Here is a 23,623-nt window from a genome sequence, read left to right as displayed (position 1 = left end):
AGCAGACAACAGTTCTGCGAAAGGCTTCATTGTGCTGTCCGTACAGCAACTCCAGATCAACGGCCGCCGGGACGATCTCCTCCCGGCAACCTCGCTCCAGGTGCACCGCGGCGAACTCCTCCTGGTTGCAGGGGAAGGCCAGGACCAGCGGACCGCCCTCGCTTTGGCCCTGAGCGGCCGCATGAAGCCCAGCAACGGCGTCCTCAGCTGGGACAACACCACCAAAACAAAGAAGATCAGGCTTGCCAGCGCCCTGGTGGACTCCCCCGGAGTCAACGAACCGGAGCAGCACCTCAGCGTCCGCGACCTCGTCACCGAAGACCTTTCCCTTATCCCGCGACGCTACCGCGGTGCGCTGCTGAGCAAACCCTGGCTCAAAGTGAACAGCTTCGAGGACATCGCCGGCCTCTGGATCGAACAACTTCCCGCCGGCCGACGCCTTGAACTGCTGACGGCCCTCGCCCTGGCAGACCCTGCCACGGACCTCCTGGTCATCGACTCCCCCGACCGACACAGCGCGGATCCTGAGACCTGGTTGCCCCGGCTCCAGGCATTGGCGTCCGACGCCGGGCGGCCGCTTGCCGTCGTCGCCGTCGTCGGTGCCCTCCCGGACAACTGGACGGGCGCCGCAGCCGTGATCGGCAACTCAGTGACCCATCCCCCTGAACGGGAAGCGGAGCCCGCGCCGGCACCGGCCGAGCCGGCCGCCGTCGTCGAACCGGCGGTCGAACCCAAAGCCAAGCACGCCGCCGGCGCAACGCCGGACGTGACCGAAGAACCTGAAACCGAAAACCTCCAAAGGACTGCAAAGTGACTGTTCTGCGGCTTGCCCGCTCCGAACTCAAGCGCATGACCGGCGGGCTCCTGCCCAAGCTGACCATCCTCGCCCTGACCATGGTTCCGTTGCTGTACGGCGCCGTGTACCTGTACGCGAACTGGGATCCGTACGGCAACCTGAACCAGATCGACGCTGCCTTGGTGGTCGAAGATACCGGAGCGACGTCGAAGGACGGCACCGAGCTGCAGGCCGGCAAGAAGGTGGCCGACAGCCTGGAAGAAGGCCATGTCTTCAACTGGAAGCAGGTCTCCAGCGCGGAAGAAGCAGACGCCGGCGTCCGGACGGGCGAATACGCCTTCGCATTGCGGATCCCCAAGGATTTCTCAGCAAACCTGGTCTCGCCCGGCAGCTTCGACGCCGCAAACCAGGCCATGCTGCACGTCACCACCAACGACGCCAACAACTACCTCCTGAGCACCATCGTGGACAAACTCACCACTGCCGTGCACTCGACGGTGGCCAAGGAAGTAGGCGAGGAAACGGCCAACCAGCTCCTCACCGGTTTCGGCACCATTCACGCGTCGATCGTGAAGGCAGCCGACGGCGCGTCCGAGCTGGCCACGGGCGTCGGAAAACTCAGCGACGGCGCCGCGACCCTCCACACGGGCACCGGCCAGCTGGTCACCGGCGCGGATCAGCTCGTGTCCGGCCAAACCCAGCTGCGGGATGGCGCCGTGCAACTGAACACGGGTGCCGGCCAGCTGAGTTCCGGCCTCACGGAATTGAAGAACAAAACCGCCACTTTGCCTGCCGATTCGCAGAAACTCGCGGACGGTGCAGCCCAGGTGGCCGCTGGAAATGCGGAGCTGAACGCCAAGGTCCAGGAGGTCGTCGGACAGTTGGACGCCGCCGACAAGGGCCTGCGCAACCGCGTCGTGGAGTCGAACGCACGGCTCGTCACGGCGGGCGTGCTGACACAGGAGCAGGCCGATAAGGTCCTGGCAGATTTCGATGCCGCCGCAGCATCCAGCCCGGTCACCGATGCCAAGGCGAAGATCTCCGGTGATGCGGCCAAGATCCAGCAGCTCTCGGACGGTTCGGCAGCAGTGAGCGCAGGCGCCCAGAAGCTTGCAGGCGCCACGCCGACGCTGACCGATGCCATCTCGCAGGCTGCGGCTGGTGCCGGGCAGCTGAATTCCGGCGCAGCAACCCTGGCCGCCGGCCAGCAGACCGCTTTGGACGGCGCAGTAAAGCTCGACGACGGCGCCCGCCAACTGGACGACGGCGCGGGACAACTTGCCAGTGGTGCAGTGACCGCTTCCGATGGCTCGCACACGCTGGCCACGGAGCTCGCGAAGGGTGCGGGTGAGATCCCCAACCCGAACGATGAACAAAAGAGCAACGTCTCCAAGGTCATCGCCGACCCCGTTTCGGTGAACAACGTCTCCCAGGCGAAGGCAGGTTCCTACGGCGCTGGATTGGCGCCCTTCTTCCTGACCTTGGCCCTGTGGATCGGTGTCTTCATGCTGGTCCAGGCCATGCGGCCAATCACCCAGCGGGCCCTGGCGTCGAACGCCCCCGCCTGGAAAATCGCCGTCGGAGGCTGGCTGCCGTTCTTCGTGGTCTCGGTGCTGCAGGCCACCATCCTCACCCTGGTGGTGGACCTCGGACTTGGCTTGAATCCGGCCCATCCGATCGGGATGTGGCTGTTCATGCTGGCCGCGGTGATGGCGTTCAGTGCCATCATCCAGGGCATCGTGGCGCTGATGGGTACGCCCGGCAAGTTCGTTGTGCTGATCCTGCTGGTCCTGCAGCTGGTCTCCTCCGGTGGTACCTTCCCCTGGCAGACCACCCCCATGCCGCTTCATGTGGTGCATGAGGTCCTGCCCATGGGTTACGTCGTCACTGGCATGCGGCACCTGATCTATGGCGGTGAACTCAGCATGATCTGGCCGACGGTTCTGGGCCTGCTTGGATACACTTTGCTCGGAGCGGCGCTGTCCACGCTGGCAGTCCGCAAGCACAAGATGTGGACCCTGAAGACCCTGAAGCCGGAGATCGCAGTATGAGCACCACCCAGCCATCCGATTCCGGCGATACCGGAAAGAAACTGCGACCGGGTCGCACCAACGCCACCAAGCAGCGCCTGTTCGAAGCGTCCATGGAGCTGATCGGCGAACGTGGTGCAGCGGGAGTGACGGTTGACGAGATCGCGGCCGCCGCAGGAGTGTCCAAGGGGACTGTGTATTACAACTTCGGCAGCAAGTCGGACCTGATCGCGCAGCTCCTGCGGCACGGCGTGGACATCATGCTGGTCAGGCTCCAGGACGTCCAGGGGCAAAGCAGTGATCCGCTGGAATCCATGAAGAACATGGTGGCACAGGCCATGGAATTCATGGACGACTACCCGTCCTTCGCCCGGCTGTGGGTCAGCGAAAACTGGCGGACACCCGGCGAGTGGAGCGCTGTGTTCACCGAACTCCGCGCAGAGCTGCTGGCCGTGATCGGTTCCGCAGTTGAGCGCGTCGCCGCCGGCTACAAGGTTGACCAAAGCATTGTCCGAGGCAGCCTGGAAGCAGCCATCTTCGGGGCCATCTTCGTGGTGGGCCTGGACCGGCAAACGTACAACCCGGAGCGGACCCGCGAGCAAAGCGTGGCCGCAGTGATGACCATCATGCACGGCTACGTGATCAAGTAGCTTCAAGCACGTTGTGAGGCCCGGTCTGCGTGGCATGACGCGCTCATAGCCTGCTCAGCAGGCCCCGCAACGGTATGCAACTGCAATGTACGACGGCGTGGCGCGGCCACATGGTCGGCGATGATTAACCTCATGCGTCACATGGGGAACAGCGGGAAGCTTGCGGTGGTAGCCGCCTTTGTGTCCCTCGGACTCTTGGTCATGGCCGCCGTCGTGCTCGAGGAATTGGTGCTGTACCTGTTCCTGGGCAGCGTGCTGCTTTGCTACCTGGCGTCCCTGGTCCAGGTCTTCAACCGGCGGCGGTACTTTGTGATCCTGCTCGGCGCCATCGGAACGAGCCTGTTCATCGGCTGCAGCATCGCCTTCCTGCGGATGTGGGGCATCGCGTTCACCCAGGATGCCAACGCTTTGGGCAGTGCGGTGAGCACCAAGGACTCTGACATCTATTTCTACTTAGCGGTGGCCGCCGGGGTGGGAACACTGGCCGTCATGTTCCTCGGAGCCGTGGTGCCTTCGTTTGGTTCGCGGGCTGCAGCTCCCGCGAAACGGCCCGTCCCTGCGGCAAGGAAACGGCCGGCAGCGCGCACGCCAACTACCCGCAAGGCGACGCAGTCCAAGCGTCCGGTTGCGCCGGCCCAACGCCCCGCGGGCACTGCAAAGCCGGCTGCTGCGAAGCGCCCCGCCCCATCCCGCACGCAGACCACGGCAGCCAAGCGGCCGGCGTCGAACGCTCCAAACCAACGCAAGGCAGCGCCCAAACGCTAACGCCCCTGCGTTGCGAGGCCTGCTCTACGCGCTTACGCCAGGTTTAGACGCGCAGAGCGGGCCCCACAACGGGAACATCCGGGCGCTTCCTTGGGATTCCCAGCACCGCCGTCGCAACGCCGAGCAGCAGGATCAGGCCACCCATGACTTCGGCGGGCGTGGGAATTTCGTTCAGGACCAGCCACGCAGCCGTCATGCCCACCACCGGAACCAGCAGCGTAAAAGGCACGACGTCGGAGCTCGGGTACAGCGACAACAGCCGGTTCCAGATGCCGTAACCCACCAACGAGGCAAACACCGCCGTGTAGACCGCGCTCAGGACGGTGGCCGGCTGCAGATCCGTGAGCGTGCCCCACACGACCCCGGGCCCGTCCACCAGCAGCGACAACCCCGCCAACGGCAGCGGCACCACAGCGCCGGACCACACCACCAGCCCCAGGCCCGATGCAGCTTTGGAATGACGCGCCACCACGTTCCCCACGGCCCAGGACAATGCCGCCGCGAGCACAATCATGAGCGGCAGCACGGGCGCCACGGCACTGCGTCCCAGCGCCACGACGGCCAAGCCTGCGATACCGAGCGCCACGCCGACCAGTTGCCTCCGGCTTGGCTTCTCGCCGAGGAAACGCGCGGCGAGCAGCACCGTAAACAGCACCTGCGCCTGCAGTACCAGGGACGCCAGGCCTGCAGGCATCCCCAGCGCCATGCCGAGGTACAGCAGACCGAACTGCCCGGCACTCATGAAGAGTCCGACGCCGATAATCGCCTTCCAGCCGACGTCCGGTTTCCGGATGAAGAAGATGAAAGGAAAGACCACCAGGAGGAAGCGCATGGCCACGAAGAGCAGCGGCGGGACGTCCCGGCCGTTCGTGTGGAGTCCGAGGTCGATTGCGACGAAGTTGACGCCCCAGAGGACGGCGACAAGCACGGCAAGGAAGGAGTGGCGAAGGTTCACAAGTACACTCTGACGCCCTTTTCCTTGAAGCACCAGCGTTGAATTCAGCAACAAACCAAGTAGATTTGCTTCATGATCGATATCTCGGCTTTGCGCGCACTGGTCGCCGTGGAACAGCACGGTTCCGTAGTGGCTGCCTCGGACGTCATGGGCTACAGCCCCTCAGCGGTTTCCCAGCAGATCAAGAAATTGGAGAAGCAGACAGGCGTGGCCGTCCTGGAGCGGAACGGCCGTGGAGTGCTGCTGACTGAGCGGGGGCTGGCGCTGGCAGGGTACGGCCGGCGGATCATGGGCGAACTTGAGGAACTCCAGGCAACCCTCCTCGCCGATCCCGCCAAACCGTCTGGGCTGCTGCGGTTGGTGGCTTTCTCCACGGCCTGCCGGGGCCTGGTGGGACCGGTCCTCGGACGAATGGCAGCCGCACATTCCGCGCTGGACATCACCGTCCTGGCGGAGGATCCGCGCGAAGCTGTGCAGCGCGTGGCGTCAGGCGAAGCCGAACTGGCGGTGGTCCACAACTGGAACTCCGTTCCGCTGGTGATACCGGATAACGTCGTGCACGAGGACCTCTGCATCGACCAGGCCGATGTCCTGGTCAACAGCACGCACCCGCTTGCGGCGCGTACCGCCGTCGAGCGTGAGGACCTGCTGGACGAGACGTGGATCAGCACCCCGGCAGGAGCCATCTGCAATGAGGCTCTTTTGCAGATCTTCGCCGGACTGGGCCGCGTCCCGGACATTCGCGTTTACGATCCCGATTTCTCTACCCACATCGCCATGGTCGAACAGGGGGTGGCGATTGCACTGGTCCCCCGCCTGGGCAGGCCTACCCTGCCGCCCGGCGTGGTGGCCATTCCCGTGGTCAGGCCTGCCCAGCAGCGATCCGTGGGAATCGTGTACAGGAAGACCATGACTGCCAGCCCCAATATCCGGCACGTTGTCCGCCTGCTGCGTGAAGTGGCCGCTGAGGAATTGACTGAATAGCAGCAGCTAGTGGCGGGGCACCGTGAAGTGCGTCAGCCGCGCATCCTGCCCGTCGAGCTCAGCCCAGGACTTTTCCGTTTCCATGACCGTCAGCGCGCTGGTTGGGTAGCGGGTGGCGGCATCCATGTAGGCGTCGTGATCCGAACCCCGGGAGGCCAGGTGCATGGCAAGATCCTGCACCCCCGGCATGTGCGAGATAACCATGAGCGTTGTCACCGTGTCCGGCACGTGGTTGATGACCGTCAGCATGCGGTTGGCCGAGGCGGAATACAGGCCGTCCTCAAGTTTGGGCGTGGGCGCCTTCTCCCCGAGCTCGTCGCACACCCAGGTACAGGTCTGGCGCGTCCTCAGGGCTGAGGAACAGAGGATGAAGTCCGGAACAACACCGTTTTCGAGCAACCACTTGCCGGCCAGCGGCGCCTCGCGGTGTCCGCGTTCCTCCAGTGGACGCTCATGATCCGGCACACCCGTGGGCCAGTCGGCCTTGGCATGGCGCATGATCACAAGCCGCTTGATGTGATGGTCACTCATAGATCAACCCTATCCGTCCCCTTGACCGTGGAGGCCAATTCTCACTGGCCGGACAACGCGAAAGCGCCCGCCCTGGAGGGCGGACGCTTTCGCAGTCAAAAGATTAGATCGAGTATTCCGGAGCGGCCCAGACGATGACCTCGGGGTGCTCGTAGAAGCGGTAACCCTGTCCACGGACGGTACGCACGGTGTTCGCCAGGCGGCCCAGCTTGGAGCGGAGGCGGCGGATGTGGACGTCGATGGTGCGCTCGTTCGGCACCTCTTCGGCGTTGCGCCATAGGCCTTCCAGCAGCTCGTCGCGGCCCACGGTGCGGGTGCCGTTTTCGACGAGGTAGTTGAGAAGCTCGAACTCCTTGAACGTCAGGTTCAACGACTCGCCATCCAGGTGCACTTCGCGACGGGCAAGATCGATCAGCACGCCTGAGGGGCGGGCTTCCTGTTGCGGTGCCGGACGCGCCGCTTCCGCACGCTGGCGGGAGGCTACGGTGGGGTCGCCGAAGGTGGAACGCACGACGTCGAGCGCGGACCCGGGTGCCCCGGCGGGAGCGACGGCCACTGCCGCGTAGCTCTCGGCACCGGTCACCAAGGACTGCGCGTAGGCACGGATTTCCTGGGCCAACTTGGCAATGGAGGTTCCAGCCGCAGCTGCGGTCTCTTCGTCAATACCCATGTAGAGCACGAAACCGCGGGCCACGTTGTCGTTGGCGACGGGGCGCAGCCTGTCCGACTGGGCGATCACCGGCGTGGGCGCAGTCATGGGTGCCGGCTCGGCGGCAGGTACTGCACGCAACTGGCCGTAGGAGTTGGGGTTGTAGCCCTGCGGCACGTACCCGGGAGCCTGCTGGCCGGCGCCTTGCTGGGCGGGAGCGTAGCCGGGGCGGTTGCCAAAACCGGGGCGGAGCCCTGCGTTCGACGCGGCCTTGTTGGCGTTACGGACGGAGATGTGGACGTATCCAGATGCAACTGACATGGAGTGCTTACCTCAAAAGTGAATAGCCGTCATCGCGGCTTCGAATGCTGAATGTCCCCGCAATGAGTTTGGGGAGGGGCGCCCAACGCTGGGCTAGGGGGCGAATGCCTGAAACTTCTTGGGGTGGAAAGTTAGGCTTGCATTCGACAACAGCGGTCATCATGGCCAGCGGGTGTGCTGGACCAGGTTGCTGCGGCTGCAGGTGCTGTTGAGTTCTTGTTCACATTGGAAGTGTGCAACGTAACAATGGCAACACGCAAGTAACAAAGCGCCGAACCGTCCACATTTTGAGACGTAGAGGTCTATTGTGCTGCAAATCACAATTCCGTGGACCCCTAAAATGAACGCCATTTCATTCGTTGCGAGGAAGAAATATTAGCCTTCCAGTGAATTTTCTTCGGCTGATCGGGCATGATTCGCACTCTCGTGTTCGCGATCGCAGCTGATTCGGAATCTCACGTTCTGAAACACTCGTTGTCCAATCGTCGGCCGGCAACTTCTCGAATTTTTTGTCCGGAATCTGGTAGAGACGGCGAAATCGTCCCCCGTTTCAGGACCAAGTGCCACCCCGGCCTGGGTCCCACCTCGCTAGTGTTGAGTTCACAGCGTCTTCACAGGACCGGCAAAGCGCTGGCAAACCAGCAGAACAGAGAGTTGTCCCATGGCCTCCTCGCACTCCATGACCAACAACCTTCCCCAGCTCACCCATCCTGACGGGTCCCCCATCCGTGCACTGGTCGTGGACGACGAACCCAGCCTTGCCGAACTCATGAGCATGGGTCTCCGCATGGCCGGCTGGTCCGTAGCTGTGGCCGCAGACGGTCCCGGGGCGGTGAAGCTTGCCAAAGAATTCCGACCCGACGTGCTGGTGCTCGATGTCATGCTGCCCGGTTTCGACGGCGTCGAGGTCCTCAACCGCATCCGTGCTTTCGCCCCGGAAGTTCCCGCCCTGTTCCTCACCGCAAAAGACGCCGTCCAGGACCGCATTGTGGGCCTGGCGGCCGGCGGCGATGACTACGTCACCAAACCTTTCAGCATGGAAGAAGTCCTCCTCCGCCTCCACCGGCTGGTCCAGCGTTCCGGCGTTGCCGCCATGGACACCGCCGAACTGGTGGTGGGAGACCTGACCCTGAACGTGGATACCCGCGAGGTGACCAGGGCCGGCGAGGACATCACCCTCACCGCCACGCAGTTCGAACTCCTGCGCTACCTCATGGAAAATCCCAAGCGCGTCGTCAGCAAGGCCCAGATCCTGGACCGCGTCTGGGACTACGACTTTGGCGGCCAGGCCAACATCGTGGAGCTCTACATTTCATATCTCCGCAAGAAGATCGAGGCGAACCACCCACCCATGATCCACACCATCCGTGGTGCCGGCTACGTCATCAAACCCGCGGACTAGGCATTGGGCACCCTTTCAGGAGTTGCCAGGAGCTCCCGGCGCAGCTGGCTCAATCCCTCCACCTGGCATTTGCGCACCCGCCTGGTGCTGGTAGCCATGGCCTTGCTGGTAGCAATCTGCAGCGCCGTCGGAATCGTCAGCTACGCCTCCATGGACGCGGTGTTCAACAAGCAACTGGACCAACAGCTTCAACAGGCCTCCAGCCGCGCGAACGAGTTCGGTAGGCCGCCGTCGAGCTTTCCGAACGCACCGTCCGGGAGGCCGGATCCGCTGGAGGCCCGCGGCCAGGCCGCCGGGACGCTGAACGCCCGGATCGACGGATCAACTGTTCGGAGTTCAGGCCTGATCGACGCCCAGGGCAAGAGGGTCTCCCTTTCGGACGCTGACGAGCAGGTACTTCTGACACTCCCCCGGGACAGCCGCCCTGTGGACCGTTCCCTGTCCAACGGCGACTACCGTCTGGTGGCCGTGACAACAAACTACGACGACGTGATCGTGACGGGTCTGCCGCTGGCGGACAAGCAGACCGCCGAGGCGTCCCTGGTCTGGACCATGGTGCTGGTATCGCTGGGCGGTCTGGTGGTGATCGGCCTGGTTGGCACGGTGATTATCCGGCGAACCATGCGGCCGCTTGAGCAGCTCTCCGAAGTCGCCACCAAGGTTTCACGCCTCCCTCTCGACGCCGGCGAGGTGGCACTTGCGGTGCGGGTCCCGGCGTCGGCTTCCCATCCCGGCACTGAAGTAGGGAGCGTCGGCTACGCCCTGAATCAGATGCTGAACAACGTATCCAGCGCACTGGAAGCCCGGCAGGAAAGCGAAACCAAGGTGCGGCAGTTCGTAGCGGACGCCTCCCATGAACTGCGTACCCCGCTAACCGCCATCCGCGGCTACACCGAGTTGCTGCGGATGACCGAAAACTTCACGGACGACGGCAGGAAGTCGCTGGCCAGGGTCCAAAGCCAGTCCGAGCGCATGACCACGCTGGTGGAGGACCTCCTGTTGCTTGCACGGCTGGATGAAGGCCAACCGGTCAAGGTCACCGATGTGGACCTGACCCAGCTTGTGGTTGAGACAGTGAGCGACGAGAAGGTCATGGCCCCGGACCACATTTGGCAGCTCTCGTTGCCTGATGAACCCATCACCGTCCGCGGCGATGCCACGCAGCTCCACCAGGTGCTGGCCAATCTGCTCTCGAACGCCAGGAAGCACACAGATCCCGGAACTACGGTTGTCACCGGCGTGATGCTCTCGGCCGACGGCAGTGCAGTGGTGACCGTGACGGACAACGGGCCCGGCATTCCGGACGATTTCCAAGGCCGGATCTTCTCCCGCTTTGCCCGGGCCGACGCAGCGCGGTCGGGGTCGGAAGGAACGTCAGGCCTGGGCCTTTCGATCGTGGAATCCATAGTTGAAGCGCATGGCGGAAGCGTCGAAGTGACCTCCCGTCCGGGTCGTACTGAATTCGCCGTGAGGCTTCCAACCGTGAGCGGCGGACAACTGTAACGATCCCGGCAAGGCGACTCACCGTCGTCGTGATCTCTGTTACCTAAATGTGACTTCTGCAGAAACCTCCTGTACCGTCGAAAGGGTGGGTCGCCCCAACTGGCCCACATCCGGGATGCGCCGAGCTCTGCCACTTCCCGGAGTCCGTACTTTCTCCGAGGCAGAGACGGGGGACCCAGAGTCTCCGGGCCCAGGCATTTATTGCCGGCCCTTGGGGTGAAGCCGCAGCGTGATGCGCGGCCGGATGACCTCATCCGAACCCGACAGCTAACTCCGCAGGCGCTGAGAGGTAATCACACATGTCTGAATTTAACGATCAGACGCGCCCTTCCGCGCGTCACCGCGACCATAACGACAACCCGTCGACCAAGTCGCAGTCAGTCCTCAAGAAGGCAGCCCGTGACGGCAAGTCCGGTGCACGCATGTCCGTAGTAGCCGGCGTTATCGCCGCTGCACTGGGCGTTGCATCGCTCGGAACCGCCGCCAACGCAGCTCTTACTCTCCCTGAGGCAAGCCGCGTGGCCGAAGCCCGGACCGCCGCCGAGGCCAGCAACAACAAGGCCGCTGAGGAAGCCGCAGCAGCCAAGAAGGCCGCAGCTGAGAAGGCTGCCGCCGACAAGGCCGCAGCTGACAAAGCCGCCGCCGAAAAGGCCGCAGCTGACAAGGCTGCCGCCGATAAAGCCGCTGCAGATCAGGCGGCCGCCGCGCAAGCAGCAGCCGACCAGGCCGCCGCAGAAAAGGCTGCCGCCGAAAAGGCCGCCGCTGACGCTGCCGCAAAGCAGGCAGCCGACGCCGCTGCTGCCGCCGCCGCAGAAGCCGCAGCCGCCGCAGCTGCTCCCAAGGCTGTGGATGACCCCGCTGCTGCCAAGGCCTACGCAGCCAGCATTCTTGGCAGCTACGGCTGGAGCGCCGCCGAAATGACTGCCCTGAACACGCTGTGGGAGAAGGAATCCAACTGGAAGACCACTGCCACCAACGCCTCCAGCGGCGCCTACGGCATTGTCCAGTCCCTTCCGGCCGGCAAGATGGCTTCTGCCGGCGCTGACTGGCAGACCAACTACCAGACCCAGATCAAGTGGGGCCTGAACTACATCAAGGAACGCTACGGATCCCCGTCAGCTGCCCTGGCCTTCCACTTGGCCAACAACTGGTACTAAGCCAAGCTGTTTGATTGCCGCCCCGGCTTCCGCCGTTTGCCTCAGTTCTTACTGGAGCGGATGGCGGGAACCGGGGCGGCTTCTTTCGTTTTCACAGGTGCTTGCCGGGGCTCACAGTAGTGTCACAGCTTCCGCCTAAAGCGTTCATAATCTGATCCTTCATTCTGGATCCATGACCATCACGGATCCAGGGACCGTAGTCCACCACCCGCAGGACCCGGGCGCGGGCGTCCCCGCCCGGGTTCCTGTCCTGGACCTCACCGTGCCCGTCTGCAACGAGGAAGCGCGGCTCGAGGCGAACCTCCGCCGGTTGCACGGCCACCTCATGGAGTCACTGCCGCACGCGTTCCGGATCACTGTTGCCGACAACGCCAGTACGGACGGTACGCTTCGGATAGCCGAGCGCCTGGCCCGGGAACTGCCCGAACTTCTCGTCGTCCGTTTCCAGGACAGAGGCCGTGGGAACGCGCTCCGCCAGGTCTGGCAAAACTCGCCGTCGCCCATTCTGGCCTACATGGAAGCCGAGCTGCCGGCCGACCTTTCCGCCTTGGCACCCTTGCTGGCCCCGCTGCTCTCCGGGCACTCGGATGTCGCTGTCGGCACCCGGCTGTCACCGGCCTCGCACACGAACCTGAGCCCGCAGCGGCAGATCATTTCCCGCAGCTACAACGCCCTGCTGCGGACCCTCATGGGCGCCCACGTCTCCGATGCCCAGTGCGCTTTCAAAGCCATCCGGGCCGACGCAGCACGCAAGCTCCTCCCCTACATCAAAGACGACCGCTGGTTCTTTGACACTGAACTCATGATCGACGCCGAGCTCTGCGGTTTGCGCGTCCACGAGGTCCCCGTGGACTGGACTGACGATCCCAACTCAAGCGTCGACGTCGTACGGACAGCCTTTGCCGATCTGCGCGGTATGGCGCGGTTGATGCGCGACCTCGCCCGGGGACGGGTCCCCGTCCGTGAGCTTAGGAGGGAGCTCGGTGCGGTGGCGGAAACGGGAAGCGGTATTCCCGGCAGAGTACTTCGCGCCCTGGGGTGGGCTGCGGTCTTCGTCGTTGTGGTCCTGCTGACGTCCAATCCCCTCGGTTTATTGCCGGGCGCCCTGACCGCGCTGGTTCTGACGGGATCGGCCGCCCGGGTGGCCGCAGGGTTACGCGTCGTCCTGCGCGGGAAGAAGTCCGCCCACCGTCCCCACAGCATTGAGCTGCCGCAGGCCAGGGCACAGTAACGGGCGTCTATTCTTCAGGTTCCGCCTCAACCGCGCCACGGACGGCTGCGATGGACGCTGCAACGTCCCCGGCGTTCGTGGTCCAGTTGCTCACCGAGATCCTGAGGATTTCCCGGCCGCGCCAGGAAGATCCGGACATCCACACCGCCCCCTCGGACATGAGCCGCTGCGTGATCCTGTGGGTCCGGTTATCGCTGCCGAAGCTCACTGAGACCTGGGTGAACACCACATCATTGAGGATCTCAACCCCAGGGATAGCGGCCAGGCCTTCCGCCAACGCCCGTGCGTTCGCTGCGAGCCTCTCCACCATGGCGATCACACCGGAGCGGCCCAGCTGCCGCAACGCAGCCCACACGGGGATGCCGCGTGCACGCCGGGACATCTCAGGAACCTTCTCCAACGGATCCCCCAGGCCTGTTTCCGTGGCGATCAGGTAGCTGGTGTGGACACTGAACGCGCGGCGGAGGGATTCCGGCCGCGAAACGATCGCCAATCCGCAGTCATAGGGAACGTTCAGGGTTTTGTGGGCATCCGTGGCCCAGGAATCTGCCTCCTCGACGCCGGCCAGCCTCGGCCTCAGGGTGGGGCTGACGGCTGCCCACAAACCAAAAGCACCATCAACATGGACCCACGCTCCGCGGTCGTGGGCCACCGCGATGGCTTCTTCCATCGGGTCGAAAGCGCCGGAGTGCAGGTTGCCCGCCTGCAGGCAGACCAGCGACGGTCCGGGCTGCTCATCCATGGCCGCAGCCAAAGCTTCGGGAATGATCCTTCCCTGCCGGTCCGCTTCAACAGGGACGCATGCTCCCAAACCCAGGTACCGCAGCGCCAGGTCCACGGCGGCGTGGCGCTCCCTGCCGGCAAAAGTGGTGATGCGCGGCCCGCCGTTGAGTCCCAACGATTCCAGGTCCCAGCCTGCCTCATCCATCAAAAACTGTCGTCCCGCTGCCAGGCCCACGAAGTTGGCGGTGGTGGCACCGGTAGTGAATCCGACGTCGGACGTTGCCGGAAGGTGGAGAAGGTCCAGCAGCCAGGCAGCCGCGGATTCCTCGATGGCGGCCGCCGCCGGTGTGGCGAAGCGGAGTCCGGTGTTCTGGTCCCATGCCGACACGAGCCAATCGGCGGCCATGGCTGCGGGCAGGGTCCCGCCCATGACCCATCCGAAGAACCGGCCGGACTGGATGGCCATGAGGCCGGGCTCAGCCAAAGCGGCGAGTTCATCCACTACCTCGGCGGCATCGGTGGCCTCATCAGGCAGCCGCGGCAGGATGCTTTTAGCCACCTGGTCGGCGTCGGACGAAGGACGGACAGGGCGGGTAGGCACTGACGTGAGCCAAGCACCGGCATGGACCATGGCCCGTTCCAATGCAGCACCGTAAGCCTCCGGCATCGCAGACATGCGCACAGCCTACGCCCGGTTAACGGGCTGGAACAGTACGAATTGAAAGCTAGAGGGTCAGCGTCAGGAGGTGGCCGCCGTCGTCATCCTTCACGACGGTGACCGTCACGGCTGAGTAGTCCGGGATCCGCCACATGCCAGGCTCAAGGCCGCTGCCGGCGTCGCCCACCACAACAGTCCGCATCCCCGCGGCCCGCGCAGCCGCGATACCTGCCGGTGCGTCTTCGAAAACCACGACGTCGGCCGGCTCGGCTCCCAGCAGCGCGGCCGCTTTGAGGTAGCCCTCCGGATGCGGCTTGCCCCGGGTGACGGACTCTGCGGTGACGGTGGTGGACGGCATGGGGAGCCCGGCGGCCTGCATGCGGATTTCTGCCAGGATGCGGTCTGCGGAGGTAACCAACGCAATGGCCTCGTCCGGCAGGCCAGCCAAGAGCGCTTCGGCGCCGGGCAGCGCGATCACACCGTCCGTCCGGGACCGCTCCATTTCACCGAGCTCGGCAGTCAGCGCCTCCATGTCGGAACCCGCGGGAGCATAGCGGCGAACAGTATCGCCTGCTTGGACGCCGTGGGACGTGCGGAGGATCTCGTCGAAGTCCAGGCCATAGCGTTGGGCGAACTCCAGCCACACCTGTTCCACGATGGCCGTGGAATCGACCAGGGTGCCGTCCATGTCGAAAAGGACGGCGCGTGCATTCAGCACCGGCGGGGAGGCAGGCTCGGCAGGATGGCTCATGGTTCCATCCTGCCGCACCCGCGGGACGCGGTGCTGCTGTGTGACTTAGCCGTTCGGCCGCTGCGGCAAGTACTGGAGGGCCCACTTGTTTCCGTCGGGGTCGGCGAAGTACACAAAGTGGCCCCAGTCCTGGATGTCGACATCGCTGACGTCCACGCCGTTTGCCTTGAGCTGATCGTGGGCTTTGTTGATGTCGCTCACCACCACCTGCAGGTTAGGGGCGGTACCTGGAGGAGCATCTGACAAGCCCTCGCCGATAGCGATGGAGCAGGCCGAACCCGGCGGGGTCAGTTGCACGAAGCGGATGCCGTCCATGGGACGCTCGTCAAAGTCGGCGTTGAAACCGACCTTGTTGACGTAGAAGTCCTTCGCGCGGTCGACGTCGGACACAGGGACAAATACCAGTTCAAGTTTCCAGTCCATGCGCCACAGGCTAACGGGGCCGCCGGGAAACCGGTAGGGGTGTGAGTCAGCCAGCCACGCCGTAGAGGCGGTCGCCGGCATCGCCCAGGCCGGGCACGATGTAAGACTTTTCGTTGAGTTTCTCGTCGATCGAGGCCAGGACGATCTTCACGTTGGCGTCAGACAGCTCTTCTTCCAGCTTGGACAGGCCTTCGGGGGCTGCGAGGAGGCAGATGCACGTGACATCCGAGGCGCCGCGCTTGAAGAGGAATTTGATGGCCTCGCGCAGGGTGCCGCCGGTGGCGAGCATGGGATCCAGGACGAAGATCTGCCGGCCGGTAAGGTCCTCGGGGAGGCGCTCGGCGTAGGTGATGATGTCCAGCGTCTCTTCGTCGCGGGCCATGCCCAGGAAGCCGACCTCGGCCGTGGGAACCAGCTTGGTCATGCCCTCCAGCATGCCCAGCCCTGCGCGCAGGATGGGGACCACCAGCGGCGTGGGCTTGGTGAAAGCCGTGCCGATGGTCTTGGTGACGGGGGTCTCGATCTCTACTGGCTGGACCTTGACCTCGCGGGTGGCTTCATAAGCCAGCAAGGTGACCAGTTCTTCGGTGAGTTGCCGGAAGACCGGTGAAGGGGTGTTCTTGTCCCGCAGAACGGTGAGCTTGTGAGCGACCAGCGGGTGGTCCACGACGAGTGTGCGCATCCCCCAAAACTATCATTGAGACATGAGCGCCACCGAGCCGTATCACGCAGAACACCTGGCCTGGATGGGCCTTGCCCTGGACGAAGCCCGGTTGGCGTTGAAAACCGACGACGTCCCGATCGGCGCCGTGGTGCTGGGGCCCGACGGCGGCGTGCTGGGTTCCGGACGCAACGAACGGGAGGCGCACGGTGACCCGACCGCCCATGCCGAGGTGGTGGCGATCCGCCAGGCGGCCGCCGCGCTGCAACGGCACGCGCTTGAATTGGGCGAAGGCGGCGACGGTTGGCGGCTCGAGGACTGCACCCTGGTGGTCACCCTGGAGCCGTGCGCCATGTGTGCCGGGGCCATTGTCCTGGCCCGTATTCCCCGCGTCGTTTTCGGCGCGTGGGACGAGAAAGCAGGAGCAGCAGGATCCGTGTTCGATATCCTCCGCGAGCGCCGCCTCAATCACTGGGTAGAGGTCTACGCCGGGGTCCGGGAAGGCGAGTGTTCAGCGCTCCTCAAGGACTTCTTCGCCTCACATCGCGCTCCGGCAGGACACGCTCCGGCGGAACACGCTGTAGAGCACCGCCCATCCTGATCCCTTCCTTCACGGGAGCAAGCCATGACAGTTTCGTTCAATCACACCATCGTCTACGCCACGGACAAGCAGCGATCCGCAGAGTTCCTTGCCCGGATCTTCGGTCTCCCGGCACCGAAGCCCATGTGGTCCTTCGTCACGGTGTCCTTCGAGAACGGCGTAACACTGGATTTCCTGGGCGCGGACGGGGACATCACACCGCAGCACTACGCCTTCCTGGTCAGTGAAGAAGAGTTCGACCAGATCTTCCTCAGGATCACCTCAGAACACGTGCCCTACTGGGCCGACCCTGCACGTTCCCGCGGGCAACAGATCAACCACAACGACGGCGGCCGCGGCATCTATTTCACGGACCCCGACGGACACTTTCTGGAGGCGATCACCCGGCCGTACGGTTCGGGCTGATCGCGCCCTACCGCCCTGCCGCCGCGTCCAACGCGTCGATCCGCACCTGGCGTGATGCCTGGGAGTCCAGGCTGAACGAACGGAAATCGCCGAGTTCATCGCGGATCCAGGCCTCCACCTCGGCGATCCGTTGGCTCACAGCTGCAGTGGGAGCGTCAAAAGTCCACGCCGCGATCCGTTCCTTACCGGGATCGTATTGCCATAGTCCGATGATCCGCCCACGATCCAGGATGGGGTGGTCCGGCAGGTCGGCCTGAAGTGCCAGCGTGGTGTCCAGGACCTTCTTTCCCTTGTCCTCATCGGCGAACATGTCCCCCGAATTGCGCCTGTGGAGGACCAATGAATCTGTGCCTGCCAACAGCTGGATTTGTTCGTCACCCGGCTCTTCGAAGTCCGCCAAACGCTCGACGTCCGAAGGCAGCATCCAGAGCACATCTCCACTGGCTGTGGTCACCTCCATGGCACCAATGGAGGCGAGCGCTGCCTTGCTCTGGGCCACCGTAAAGGCAGTGAACCACTGGGTCTGCTTGAACGTCGCTCCCCCGGTCCAGCGCAAGTACCGTTCCAGCAGCAGGCGGCGGGCGCCGTCGTCGTCCATATCGCTGGGCGGCAGGCCCCAATTCGTGTAGGCGTAGCGCTGTTGGTCCAGGCGGCCGTTGACCGGGACGCGACGGATGCGGCCTTCCGCCTGCAGTAGTCCCAGGGCGGTGGGCAGCGTGGTGGAGGCGCCCTTCTTCTTGCCTTCCTCACCCAGGCTGCGGACCGAATCGCCCAGCACGTCCCTGAGTTGTTTGGGGTCCATTGGCTCACTGGACTCTTTGAGGGCGTGTTCCACTTCGCCCTCCAGGAGGGTGATCTCGCCGCGTTCCACGCCGAGCCGTGCCAGCACCTTGAACGGGGCAATCGCGGCGTCGCGGCCGATCTGGAGAGCCCACGGGTAGTCACTTTGGCCCAGGACGTACGTGCATCCGCGGGCGGTCGGGAGTTCGTGGATTCTGAGCGCTCTGACGTCCTTGTCAGCTTGTTCGCGACTGGTTCCTGCCCTGGCGAACAGAGTCAGGTACGGGTTGGCGCCGCCTACGGATCGGGCCCAACCGGCGTGGTCCAAGACTTCCTCTGAGGTTTTGCCTTGGAGCGAACCGTCCAGGCCCTGCTTGTGCCAGGCCCAGGCCCGGAGCCGTTCAGGGGTCAGGGTGTCTGCGGCAGGCGCGATGCTGGTCATGGCCCCATTCTGCACCCGGTTATTAGGGCGAAGCTGTCACGGCTTTAAAAACAATCGCCGCAGTGTTGTCCCAGCCCGAAAGGTTGTCGCGGGCCAGGATGGCGTTTTCATGCCAGGACCCTTGGATTTCGACGTCCGTCAGCCAGCTCCGGAGGGTGTCCGCGAGAGCTTCCCGGATATCCCACACCGCGCCCGCTCCAGTACCGCCCAGCGCCTCCACCGCACCTGTCCCTTGCCGGACAAGGACCGGGACACCATGGGCCAACGATTCGGTCACCACCATCCCAAAGGACTCGGAGTGCGAAAGCAGGACGCTGAGGTCGGCTTGGTGCCACTGCTCTTCGAGTGGGGTGCCGGTCAGCTCGCCGGTGACACGGATGCGGTTTTGCAGCGCGTGATGTTCGACGGCGGCCCTCACCTCGGCCGCGTACGCCGGGTCAGCTTCCTCCGAACCGATGAGCGCTGCGGTCCAGGGCAGGTCCTTTATCTGGCTCAGGGCCTCTACCAAGTGTGCTTGGTCCTTGTTGGGCAGCAACGCCGCGACAGCAACGATGTGCTTGGGCTGTGAACCCGCGCTGAGGTCTGCTGGTTCGGCGCCGGGGGTGGCCACCGCTATGTCCAGGGAGCCGTGTTTAGCCTGCAATTCAGCGGCGGAGTGGACGCTCGGGCAGATAATACCGGTCGCGGCCGCCAACGCCTTCGACTCAAGGTCACCATGCTCCGCCAATGCCATGTGCGAGAGGATCCAGATCTTGGTTCCGGCCTTGACCGCGCCGGCGATCTCCTCCGGAGCCCCACTCGCTACCAAGCCGTCGGCAATCACGGTGGTGCCGGCGTCGAGCGCTTGCGCGAACCGCTGCCGGTCCGCCGGGCTGCCAACCGGCCAGTCGCCGTCGACGGTTACCGTCTCAACGGAGGCGCCGAGGGCCGTCAGGTGCTCGGCGAGTTTGGCGTTGTATTTGTTGCCGCCGGAGCCGTGCCTGACGTTCCCCGGAACCAGGAAGCGGATGTGCACTTACTTGGCCGGGAGCTCCAGCGAGTAGCCGGCCCAGGCGTCGGGGTTCTCGCGGAGGACGACGTCGATGCCGGCGAGCGCAGGCCCGTCTTCGGTGTCCTGGATCCGGGTGGCCATGGCGTCTGCGATGTGCTTTGCGAGCGCCTCGGTAGTGGAAAGTTTGCCCTTGAACGCGGGGTGTTCATCCAGGTTCTTGTAGTTCAGGTCTTCAAGGATTTCCTCGAGGATGCCGCCTGCTGCGCCGATGTCAAGGACGATTGCGTCGTCGTTGAGGTTCTGGCGGCGGAAGCTGACTTCGGCAACGAACGTGGCCCCGTGGAGGCCCTGCGCGGGGCCGAACGCTTCGCGGGGAAGGCTGTGGGCGATCATGAAATGGCGTCGGACGGTCAGGCTGAACATGTACTAATCCTCCGGGTTTGGGTACGCGACCACATGGCAGAAGCCGCCGGGCCGTTCGAACAACTTAACAAGTGTGGTGGGCAGGTTCTGGAACTGGCATTCGCTGCTGAGGAACGTATCGAACAGCGGATCCTTGAGCTGGTTGACCGCTTCCTGAAGCCGCTGGGCGTTGGTGCGCCGGTGCCTCCTGGGGAGAGCGACGGCGCCCACCTGGCTGGAGCGGATGTTCAGCCTGCGGGCGTGGAAGTCCTCGCCGAGCGGGAGCGTCACTTCCTTGTCCGCGAACCAGGAAAGTTCGATGACGTCCGAATCATCACCGGCCAGTTGCAGGCTCAGCTTCAGGCCGTCGTTGGAGGCGGAGCAGTGGAAGACGATGTCGTTGTCGTTGGCTGCGTCCTCAGGCTCGGCGAATTCGATGCTGAGCTTTTCGGCGAGGTTGCGCTTCTCCGGGTCGGCATCCACCAATTGCAGACGGCCCAGCGGATACTTCCGCAGGAGCGTCGCCAGGACGCCACCCACCAAGCCACCACCGACGACGGCGACCCGGTCTCCCAGCCTCGGTCCGGCTTCCCAGAGGGCATTGATGGCAACCTCGACGATACCGGTCAGTACGGCGCGGCGGGCCGGGACGTCCGCGGGGATAGCCGTGAGCTGGCTGGTGGGAACGATGTAAAAGTCCTGGTGCGGGTGGAGGCTGAAGACAGTCTTTCCCCGCCATTCTTCCGGGCCCTCTTCGACGGTGCCAACGCTCAGGTACCCGTACTTCACCGGGCCGGGGAAGTCGCCTTCCTGGTGCGGGGCCTGCATCAGATCGGCGACCCGCTCCGGGACGCGGCCTTCATGGACCACGCGCTCGGTTCCGCGGCTGACTCCTGAGTACAGGGTCCTGACCAGGGCTTCTTCCTTTTGCCTCGGCGGCAGGGACTCCGGGCGTAGTTCGCCATCGCCTGACTTGGTGACCCAGTAGGCGTGGGCTTCGTGCACTTGATCGTGAGGAATAGTCATGATGCTTATGAATCTATCGGTGGGTCGCTTCGGATGGAAGTTGACCTTGTTTCGCGGGGCTTGGGGTGGTTCTGCCGACGGCTTCCCGCGGGCCCGTTTTGGGGAACCGGCCCCGACTCCGGTACCCTATTTCAGTTGGTGACGTGTCCGAGCGGCCGAAGGTGCAACACTCGAAATGTTGTTTGGTGTAAAAGCCAACGTGGGTTCAAATCCCACCGTCACCGCCAATGAAAACCCCCGGGAAACCGGGGGTTTTCTGTATTCTCAGCGTCTTTGTGGTGTATTTTTCGAGCAGTGGTCGTCCACCAATAAGCCATTTCGGAAAGGCCACTGCCGCCATCGAAACAAGGGGAATCCACATGCGTCGACGCATCGTGTTGGCCGCATTGGCGGTCTTCTGTGCGGGAATGGCCACATCGTGCGCCGGCTCCGCTCCTCTTCAGTTGGATGCCGGTACCACAACTGTCGAGTACAGCTTCCGCGACAGCTCCGTCCCGCCCCAGTACCACCGCAGCTACGTGATCAAAGCTTCGAAAAACGAGGCATCCATCACCGTGGACTCATATGGCGACGTGCTGGGCCAGGAAACCAGTGTCATGCCGGCCGATACGTGGACCCAGGTCTTGGACTCGGCAAAAACCCTGCCCTCCCGTGCCGCCAAGATCAGCGAACCCAAACCCGGTTGCACGGGAGGCACGGGATCGAAAATCACCATCAGGGACAGCGGCGGGGAACGCTACTCCAAGTCAGTTGAAAACTGCGGTGGCCGATCCGATCAGCCTTTGACCGAGACCGCGGGCCTCCTTGAAGCCCTCTTCGACATGGACAAACTGCTGAAAACCGGCAAATAGCGCGTCGAGGGGCGAGGTTTCGGGACTTTCGCGAAGGCAAAGAGCCGGGATCTAACCCTTCGCCGCGGCCAGGAGTAGATTTAGGCCGGATGCCGCATGGCACCCTCGGAACCTCACGGACCGTGGAGGCGGCAATGGCCAGGTCATCACAGCAAAAAGGCAAAAGCACGGACTACGAGTTCGTCACCGTGTGGCGAGTGGCCGGCACACGTGAGGAAGTCGTGGACGTCCTCGGCGACGCCGGAACCCTCACGGAGTGGTGGCCATCGGTCTACCTGGACGTTACGAGAGTAACCCCGGGCGGCCCCGACGGCGTGGGTGCTTCCTTCGACCTCCACACCAAGGGATGGCTCCCCTACACCTTGCGGTGGCGGCTCACCATCACCGAACCGGTCACCCTTGACGGCTTCGCACTCACAGCCAAGGGCGACCTGAATGGAACCGGCCGCTGGACGTTCGAAACCGACGGCCCCGAAGTTGTCATCACCTACGACTGGCGCGTCAGCACAGCCAAACCGCTACTACGCAGGCTGAGCTGGCTCCTCAAACCGGCCTTCTCCGCCAACCATCACTGGGCCATGGCCCGAGGTGAGGAAAGCTTGAAACTCGAGCTCCGCCGTCGTAGGTCCACAACCGATCCGGCCCGCGTACCGGCACCGCCGGGTCCGACCTTCACTCCGCGGCGCAAAGCAACGCCCGGGCAAAGCAGTTGACATTCTTTCAGCTCGCCCTGATCTCGGCAGCGGCCCTCTTGGGGCCGCTGCTCGCGTTGCCACGGAAATGGCATTTGCCTGTTGTCCTGGGCCAACTGCTGGCGGGCATCGTCATTGGCCGGACAGGCCTGCAGGCAGTGGACCCCGGGGACCCTGCGTTTACGTTGATGGCCGATGTCGGCTTCGCGCTGATCATGTTCGTTGCCGGCACGCACGTCCCTATACGGGACAAAGCGATCAGGGCCGCCGTGGGCGGCGGCGCGACCAGAGCGGGGGCCGCGGCACTACTGGCCGTCGTGACGGGTTTGGGGATCGCTGCCGTTTTCGGAACCGGCCATGCGCCCGTGTACATCGTGTTGCTGGCGTCGTCTTCGGCCGCCTTGGTGCTGCCGATCGTCGATTCCTTGGGACTGCGCGGACCCAAAGTGCTGACCATGACCGCCCAGGTGGCGATAGCCGACATAGCCTGCATCGTGGCACTCCCCCTGGCGGTCGATCCGCCCAACGCGGGCCGCGCAGCTCTGGGCGCCGCCGCGGTAGCAGTCAGCGCGCTGCTCCTGTACGTCATCCTTCGCGCCTTGGAACGCCGCGGCACACGCGGCCGCCTGCACGACGTCTCCGAAGACAGAAAGTTCGCGCTAGAGCTACGAATCCAGTTGACCTTGTTGTTTGCCTTGGCAGGTCTGGCCGTTTTCGGGCACGTGTCCGTGATGCTGGCCGGGTTCTCCTTTGGCCTTGTCGTGGCAGCCGTGGGTGAACCCCGGCGGCTTGCCCATCAGCTTTTCGCAGTGAGTGACGGTTTCCTGGGACCGGTCTTCTTCGTATGGCTTGGCGCGTCCTTGAACCTGAACGACCTCGGATCGAACCCCCAAATGATTCTCCTGGGCCTCTGCCTTGGCGCGGGCACCCTTTTGGTTCACGCCGCCATGCGGCTCCTTGGACAGCCTCTGCCGCTGGCCGTCCTCTCCGCATCCCAACTCGGCGTGCCCGTAGCGGCCGTGACCATCGGCGCACAGTCGCACCTTCTTCAACCGGGCGAGGGCGCGGCGATGCTTTTGGGCGCGCTCATCACCATTGCGGCCAGTGCAATCGCGGGGCGGACGGCAGCCGCCGCCCAAGACGCGGCAGCGAACCCATCCGGAACCAGACCGGCACCGAACTCCCGATAGAATCGAAGCCGTTGCCGTCCACGTCGACAAGCGAACACAAGAGCAAGAAGAAA

Annotated in this window: 25 protein-coding genes, 1 tRNA gene and 1 riboswitch; of the genes, 15 read left to right on the top strand and 11 right to left on the bottom strand. The window is 64.2% G+C overall.

The window, feature by feature from the left end; genetic code table 11:
- Positions 1-31 precede the first annotated feature (31 nt).
- The 4 genes from PV760_RS12600 to PV760_RS12585 all read left to right on the top strand — a co-directional run bounded on the left by PV760_RS12600 (position 32) and on the right by PV760_RS12585 (position 4,241).
- Positions 32-814 carry a P-loop NTPase family protein gene (locus tag PV760_RS12600; RefSeq protein WP_193590896.1) on the top strand — a complete coding sequence of 261 codons (783 nt, stop codon included), beginning with the start codon at positions 32-34 and terminating at the stop codon, positions 812-814.
- On the top strand, positions 811-2,847 hold the full coding sequence (locus PV760_RS12595) for a YhgE/Pip domain-containing protein (RefSeq protein WP_018777960.1): 2,037 nt from the start codon (positions 811-813) through the stop codon (positions 2,845-2,847). The genes PV760_RS12600 and PV760_RS12595 overlap by 4 nt, the downstream gene beginning before the upstream one ends.
- Positions 2,844-3,476 (top strand): TetR/AcrR family transcriptional regulator, encoded by a 633-nt coding sequence (locus tag PV760_RS12590; protein ID WP_018777961.1) that lies wholly within the window; start codon positions 2,844-2,846, stop codon positions 3,474-3,476. Before PV760_RS12595 ends, PV760_RS12590 begins: the two co-directional genes overlap by 4 nt.
- 141 nt (positions 3,477-3,617) lie before the next feature.
- Positions 3,618-4,241 carry an NADH-quinone oxidoreductase subunit E gene (locus PV760_RS12585; RefSeq protein ID WP_354627883.1) on the top strand — a complete coding sequence of 208 codons (624 nt, stop codon included), beginning with the start codon at positions 3,618-3,620 and terminating at the stop codon, positions 4,239-4,241.
- Positions 4,242-4,284: 43 nt separating this feature from the next.
- Here PV760_RS12585 and PV760_RS12580 read toward each other — a convergent pair whose 3' ends face one another.
- Complete coding sequence (locus PV760_RS12580; protein WP_354627882.1) at positions 4,285-5,196, bottom strand: EamA family transporter; 912 nt, start codon at positions 5,194-5,196, stop codon at positions 4,285-4,287.
- 72 nt (positions 5,197-5,268) lie between these two features.
- On the opposite strand from PV760_RS12580, the gene PV760_RS12575 reads away from it, so the two are divergent.
- Positions 5,269-6,180: a LysR family transcriptional regulator gene (locus PV760_RS12575; RefSeq protein ID WP_354627881.1), complete on the top strand. Its 912-nt coding sequence runs from the start codon at positions 5,269-5,271 to the stop codon at positions 6,178-6,180.
- Positions 6,181-6,186: 6 nt separating this feature from the next.
- Here the strand turns inward: PV760_RS12575 and PV760_RS12570 are convergent, their stop codons facing one another.
- Positions 6,187-6,711 carry a SixA phosphatase family protein gene (locus PV760_RS12570; protein ID WP_354627880.1) on the bottom strand — a complete coding sequence of 175 codons (525 nt, stop codon included), beginning with the start codon at positions 6,709-6,711 and terminating at the stop codon, positions 6,187-6,189.
- Between the two features lie 103 nt (positions 6,712-6,814).
- A complete protein-coding gene (locus PV760_RS12565) occupies positions 6,815-7,681 on the bottom strand; it encodes a winged helix-turn-helix domain-containing protein (protein WP_018777965.1) in 867 nt (288 codons plus the stop codon).
- Positions 7,682-8,342: 661 nt separating this feature from the next.
- On the opposite strand from PV760_RS12565, the gene PV760_RS12560 reads away from it, so the two are divergent.
- The 4 genes from PV760_RS12560 (at position 8,343) to PV760_RS12545 (ending at position 12,974) form a co-directional block, all read left to right on the top strand.
- Entirely contained in the window at positions 8,343-9,083 is a 741-nt protein-coding gene (locus tag PV760_RS12560; RefSeq protein ID WP_018777966.1) for a response regulator transcription factor, read from the top strand.
- A 3-nt stretch (positions 9,084-9,086) separates the two neighbouring features.
- A complete protein-coding gene (locus PV760_RS12555) occupies positions 9,087-10,586 on the top strand; it encodes a sensor histidine kinase (RefSeq protein WP_039239705.1) in 1,500 nt (499 codons plus the stop codon).
- Positions 10,587-10,718: 132 nt separating this feature from the next.
- Positions 10,719-10,880: riboswitch (cyclic di-AMP (ydaO/yuaA leader) on the top strand.
- Between the two features lie 5 nt (positions 10,881-10,885).
- Positions 10,886-11,743 (top strand): aggregation-promoting factor C-terminal-like domain-containing protein, encoded by an 858-nt coding sequence (locus tag PV760_RS12550; protein ID WP_018777968.1) that lies wholly within the window; start codon positions 10,886-10,888, stop codon positions 11,741-11,743.
- A gap of 172 nt (positions 11,744-11,915) precedes the next feature.
- Positions 11,916-12,974: a glycosyltransferase gene (locus PV760_RS12545; RefSeq protein ID WP_354627879.1), complete on the top strand. Its 1,059-nt coding sequence runs from the start codon at positions 11,916-11,918 to the stop codon at positions 12,972-12,974.
- Between the two features lie 7 nt (positions 12,975-12,981).
- Here PV760_RS12545 and PV760_RS12540 read toward each other — a convergent pair whose 3' ends face one another.
- Genes PV760_RS12540 through upp form a run of 4 tightly spaced genes read right to left on the bottom strand, consistent with a single transcriptional unit; the run spans position 12,982 to position 16,211 of the window.
- Positions 12,982-14,373, bottom strand: a complete 1,392-nt coding sequence (locus tag PV760_RS12540) for a pyridoxal phosphate-dependent decarboxylase family protein (protein ID WP_110505004.1) — start codon at positions 14,371-14,373, stop codon at positions 12,982-12,984.
- 49 nt (positions 14,374-14,422) lie between these two features.
- Positions 14,423-15,106 carry an HAD-IA family hydrolase gene (locus PV760_RS12535; protein WP_064722615.1) on the bottom strand — a complete coding sequence of 228 codons (684 nt, stop codon included), beginning with the start codon at positions 15,104-15,106 and terminating at the stop codon, positions 14,423-14,425.
- Between the two features lie 45 nt (positions 15,107-15,151).
- Complete coding sequence (locus PV760_RS12530; protein WP_018777972.1) at positions 15,152-15,529, bottom strand: VOC family protein; 378 nt, start codon at positions 15,527-15,529, stop codon at positions 15,152-15,154.
- A gap of 46 nt (positions 15,530-15,575) precedes the next feature.
- Positions 15,576-16,211, bottom strand: a complete 636-nt coding sequence (upp, locus tag PV760_RS12525; protein WP_018777973.1) for a uracil phosphoribosyltransferase — start codon at positions 16,209-16,211, stop codon at positions 15,576-15,578.
- Between the two features lie 22 nt (positions 16,212-16,233).
- Here upp and PV760_RS12520 point away from each other — a divergent pair, with 22 nt between their 5' ends.
- Positions 16,234-16,791, top strand: a complete 558-nt coding sequence (locus tag PV760_RS12520; protein WP_210077487.1) for a nucleoside deaminase — start codon at positions 16,234-16,236, stop codon at positions 16,789-16,791.
- A gap of 24 nt (positions 16,792-16,815) precedes the next feature.
- Entirely contained in the window at positions 16,816-17,196 is a 381-nt protein-coding gene (locus PV760_RS12515; protein ID WP_354627878.1) for a VOC family protein, read from the top strand.
- Positions 17,197-17,203: 7 nt separating this feature from the next.
- Here the strand turns inward: PV760_RS12515 and PV760_RS12510 are convergent, their stop codons facing one another.
- The 4 genes from PV760_RS12510 to PV760_RS12495 are packed head-to-tail and all read right to left on the bottom strand — an operon-like array spanning position 17,204 to position 20,837.
- The gene (locus PV760_RS12510; protein WP_275777939.1) at positions 17,204-18,418 is read right to left on the bottom strand and encodes a DNA glycosylase AlkZ-like family protein; all 1,215 of its coding nucleotides are present in this window, start codon (positions 18,416-18,418) and stop codon (positions 17,204-17,206) included.
- 22 nt (positions 18,419-18,440) lie between these two features.
- A complete protein-coding gene (locus tag PV760_RS12505; protein ID WP_354627877.1) occupies positions 18,441-19,433 on the bottom strand; it encodes a glycosyltransferase family 4 protein in 993 nt (330 codons plus the stop codon).
- The gene (locus PV760_RS12500) at positions 19,434-19,832 is read right to left on the bottom strand and encodes a 6-pyruvoyl trahydropterin synthase family protein (RefSeq protein WP_018777978.1); all 399 of its coding nucleotides are present in this window, start codon (positions 19,830-19,832) and stop codon (positions 19,434-19,436) included.
- 3 nt (positions 19,833-19,835) lie between these two features.
- Positions 19,836-20,837, bottom strand: coding sequence for a zinc-dependent alcohol dehydrogenase (locus PV760_RS12495; RefSeq protein ID WP_354627876.1), 1,002 nt, complete (start codon positions 20,835-20,837; stop codon positions 19,836-19,838).
- Positions 20,838-20,974: 137 nt separating this feature from the next.
- Here PV760_RS12495 and PV760_RS12490 point away from each other — a divergent pair.
- The 4 genes from PV760_RS12490 to PV760_RS12475 all read left to right on the top strand — a co-directional run bounded on the left by PV760_RS12490 (position 20,975) and on the right by PV760_RS12475 (position 23,570).
- A tRNA-Ser gene (locus PV760_RS12490) sits at positions 20,975-21,064 on the top strand.
- Positions 21,065-21,196: 132 nt separating this feature from the next.
- Positions 21,197-21,688, top strand: a complete 492-nt coding sequence (locus tag PV760_RS12485; RefSeq protein ID WP_055976837.1) for a hypothetical protein — start codon at positions 21,197-21,199, stop codon at positions 21,686-21,688.
- Positions 21,689-21,822: 134 nt separating this feature from the next.
- Positions 21,823-22,401 (top strand): SRPBCC family protein, encoded by a 579-nt coding sequence (locus tag PV760_RS12480; RefSeq protein WP_354627875.1) that lies wholly within the window; start codon positions 21,823-21,825, stop codon positions 22,399-22,401.
- Positions 22,398-23,570, top strand: a complete 1,173-nt coding sequence (locus tag PV760_RS12475; RefSeq protein ID WP_055976840.1) for a cation:proton antiporter — start codon at positions 22,398-22,400, stop codon at positions 23,568-23,570. Before PV760_RS12480 ends, PV760_RS12475 begins: the two co-directional genes overlap by 4 nt.
- The last annotated feature ends 53 nt before the right edge of the window (positions 23,571-23,623 follow it).

Source organism: Paenarthrobacter sp. CC6 (assembly GCF_040560085.1).
Lineage (GTDB): Bacteria > Actinomycetota > Actinomycetes > Actinomycetales > Micrococcaceae > Arthrobacter > Arthrobacter nicotinovorans.
The sequence above is the reverse complement of the archived record's forward strand: the minus strand, read 5'-3'. Positions and strand labels throughout refer to the sequence as shown.

What these genes read in the sequence shown, in the direction of transcription:
- PV760_RS12590 (WP_018777961.1), top strand. Translation starts at nt 2,844, where the DNA reads ATGAGCACCACCCAGCCATCCGATTCCGGCGATACCGGAAAGAAACTG.
- PV760_RS12585 (WP_354627883.1), top strand. Translation starts at nt 3,618, where the DNA reads ATGGGGAACAGCGGGAAGCTTGCGGTGGTAGCCGCCTTTGTGTCCCTC.
- PV760_RS12575 (WP_354627881.1), top strand. Translation starts at nt 5,269, where the DNA reads ATGATCGATATCTCGGCTTTGCGCGCACTGGTCGCCGTGGAACAGCAC.
- PV760_RS12570 (WP_354627880.1), bottom strand. Translation starts at nt 6,711, where the DNA reads ATGAGTGACCATCACATCAAGCGGCTTGTGATCATGCGCCATGCCAAG.
- PV760_RS12565 (WP_018777965.1), bottom strand. Translation starts at nt 7,681, where the DNA reads ATGTCAGTTGCATCTGGATACGTCCACATCTCCGTCCGTAACGCCAAC.
- PV760_RS12560 (WP_018777966.1), top strand. Translation starts at nt 8,343, where the DNA reads ATGGCCTCCTCGCACTCCATGACCAACAACCTTCCCCAGCTCACCCAT.
- PV760_RS12550 (WP_018777968.1), top strand. Translation starts at nt 10,886, where the DNA reads ATGTCTGAATTTAACGATCAGACGCGCCCTTCCGCGCGTCACCGCGAC.
- PV760_RS12545 (WP_354627879.1), top strand. Translation starts at nt 11,916, where the DNA reads ATGACCATCACGGATCCAGGGACCGTAGTCCACCACCCGCAGGACCCG.
- PV760_RS12540 (WP_110505004.1), bottom strand. Translation starts at nt 14,373, where the DNA reads ATGTCTGCGATGCCGGAGGCTTACGGTGCTGCATTGGAACGGGCCATG.
- PV760_RS12535 (WP_064722615.1), bottom strand. Translation starts at nt 15,106, where the DNA reads ATGAGCCATCCTGCCGAGCCTGCCTCCCCGCCGGTGCTGAATGCACGC.
- PV760_RS12530 (WP_018777972.1), bottom strand. Translation starts at nt 15,529, where the DNA reads ATGGACTGGAAACTTGAACTGGTATTTGTCCCTGTGTCCGACGTCGAC.
- upp (WP_018777973.1), bottom strand. Translation starts at nt 16,211, where the DNA reads ATGCGCACACTCGTCGTGGACCACCCGCTGGTCGCTCACAAGCTCACC.
- PV760_RS12520 (WP_210077487.1), top strand. Translation starts at nt 16,234, where the DNA reads ATGAGCGCCACCGAGCCGTATCACGCAGAACACCTGGCCTGGATGGGC.
- PV760_RS12515 (WP_354627878.1), top strand. Translation starts at nt 16,816, where the DNA reads ATGACAGTTTCGTTCAATCACACCATCGTCTACGCCACGGACAAGCAG.
- PV760_RS12510 (WP_275777939.1), bottom strand. Translation starts at nt 18,418, where the DNA reads ATGACCAGCATCGCGCCTGCCGCAGACACCCTGACCCCTGAACGGCTC.
- PV760_RS12500 (WP_018777978.1), bottom strand. Translation starts at nt 19,832, where the DNA reads ATGTTCAGCCTGACCGTCCGACGCCATTTCATGATCGCCCACAGCCTT.
- PV760_RS12495 (WP_354627876.1), bottom strand. Translation starts at nt 20,837, where the DNA reads ATGACTATTCCTCACGATCAAGTGCACGAAGCCCACGCCTACTGGGTC.
- PV760_RS12485 (WP_055976837.1), top strand. Translation starts at nt 21,197, where the DNA reads ATGCGTCGACGCATCGTGTTGGCCGCATTGGCGGTCTTCTGTGCGGGA.
- PV760_RS12480 (WP_354627875.1), top strand. Translation starts at nt 21,823, where the DNA reads ATGGCCAGGTCATCACAGCAAAAAGGCAAAAGCACGGACTACGAGTTC.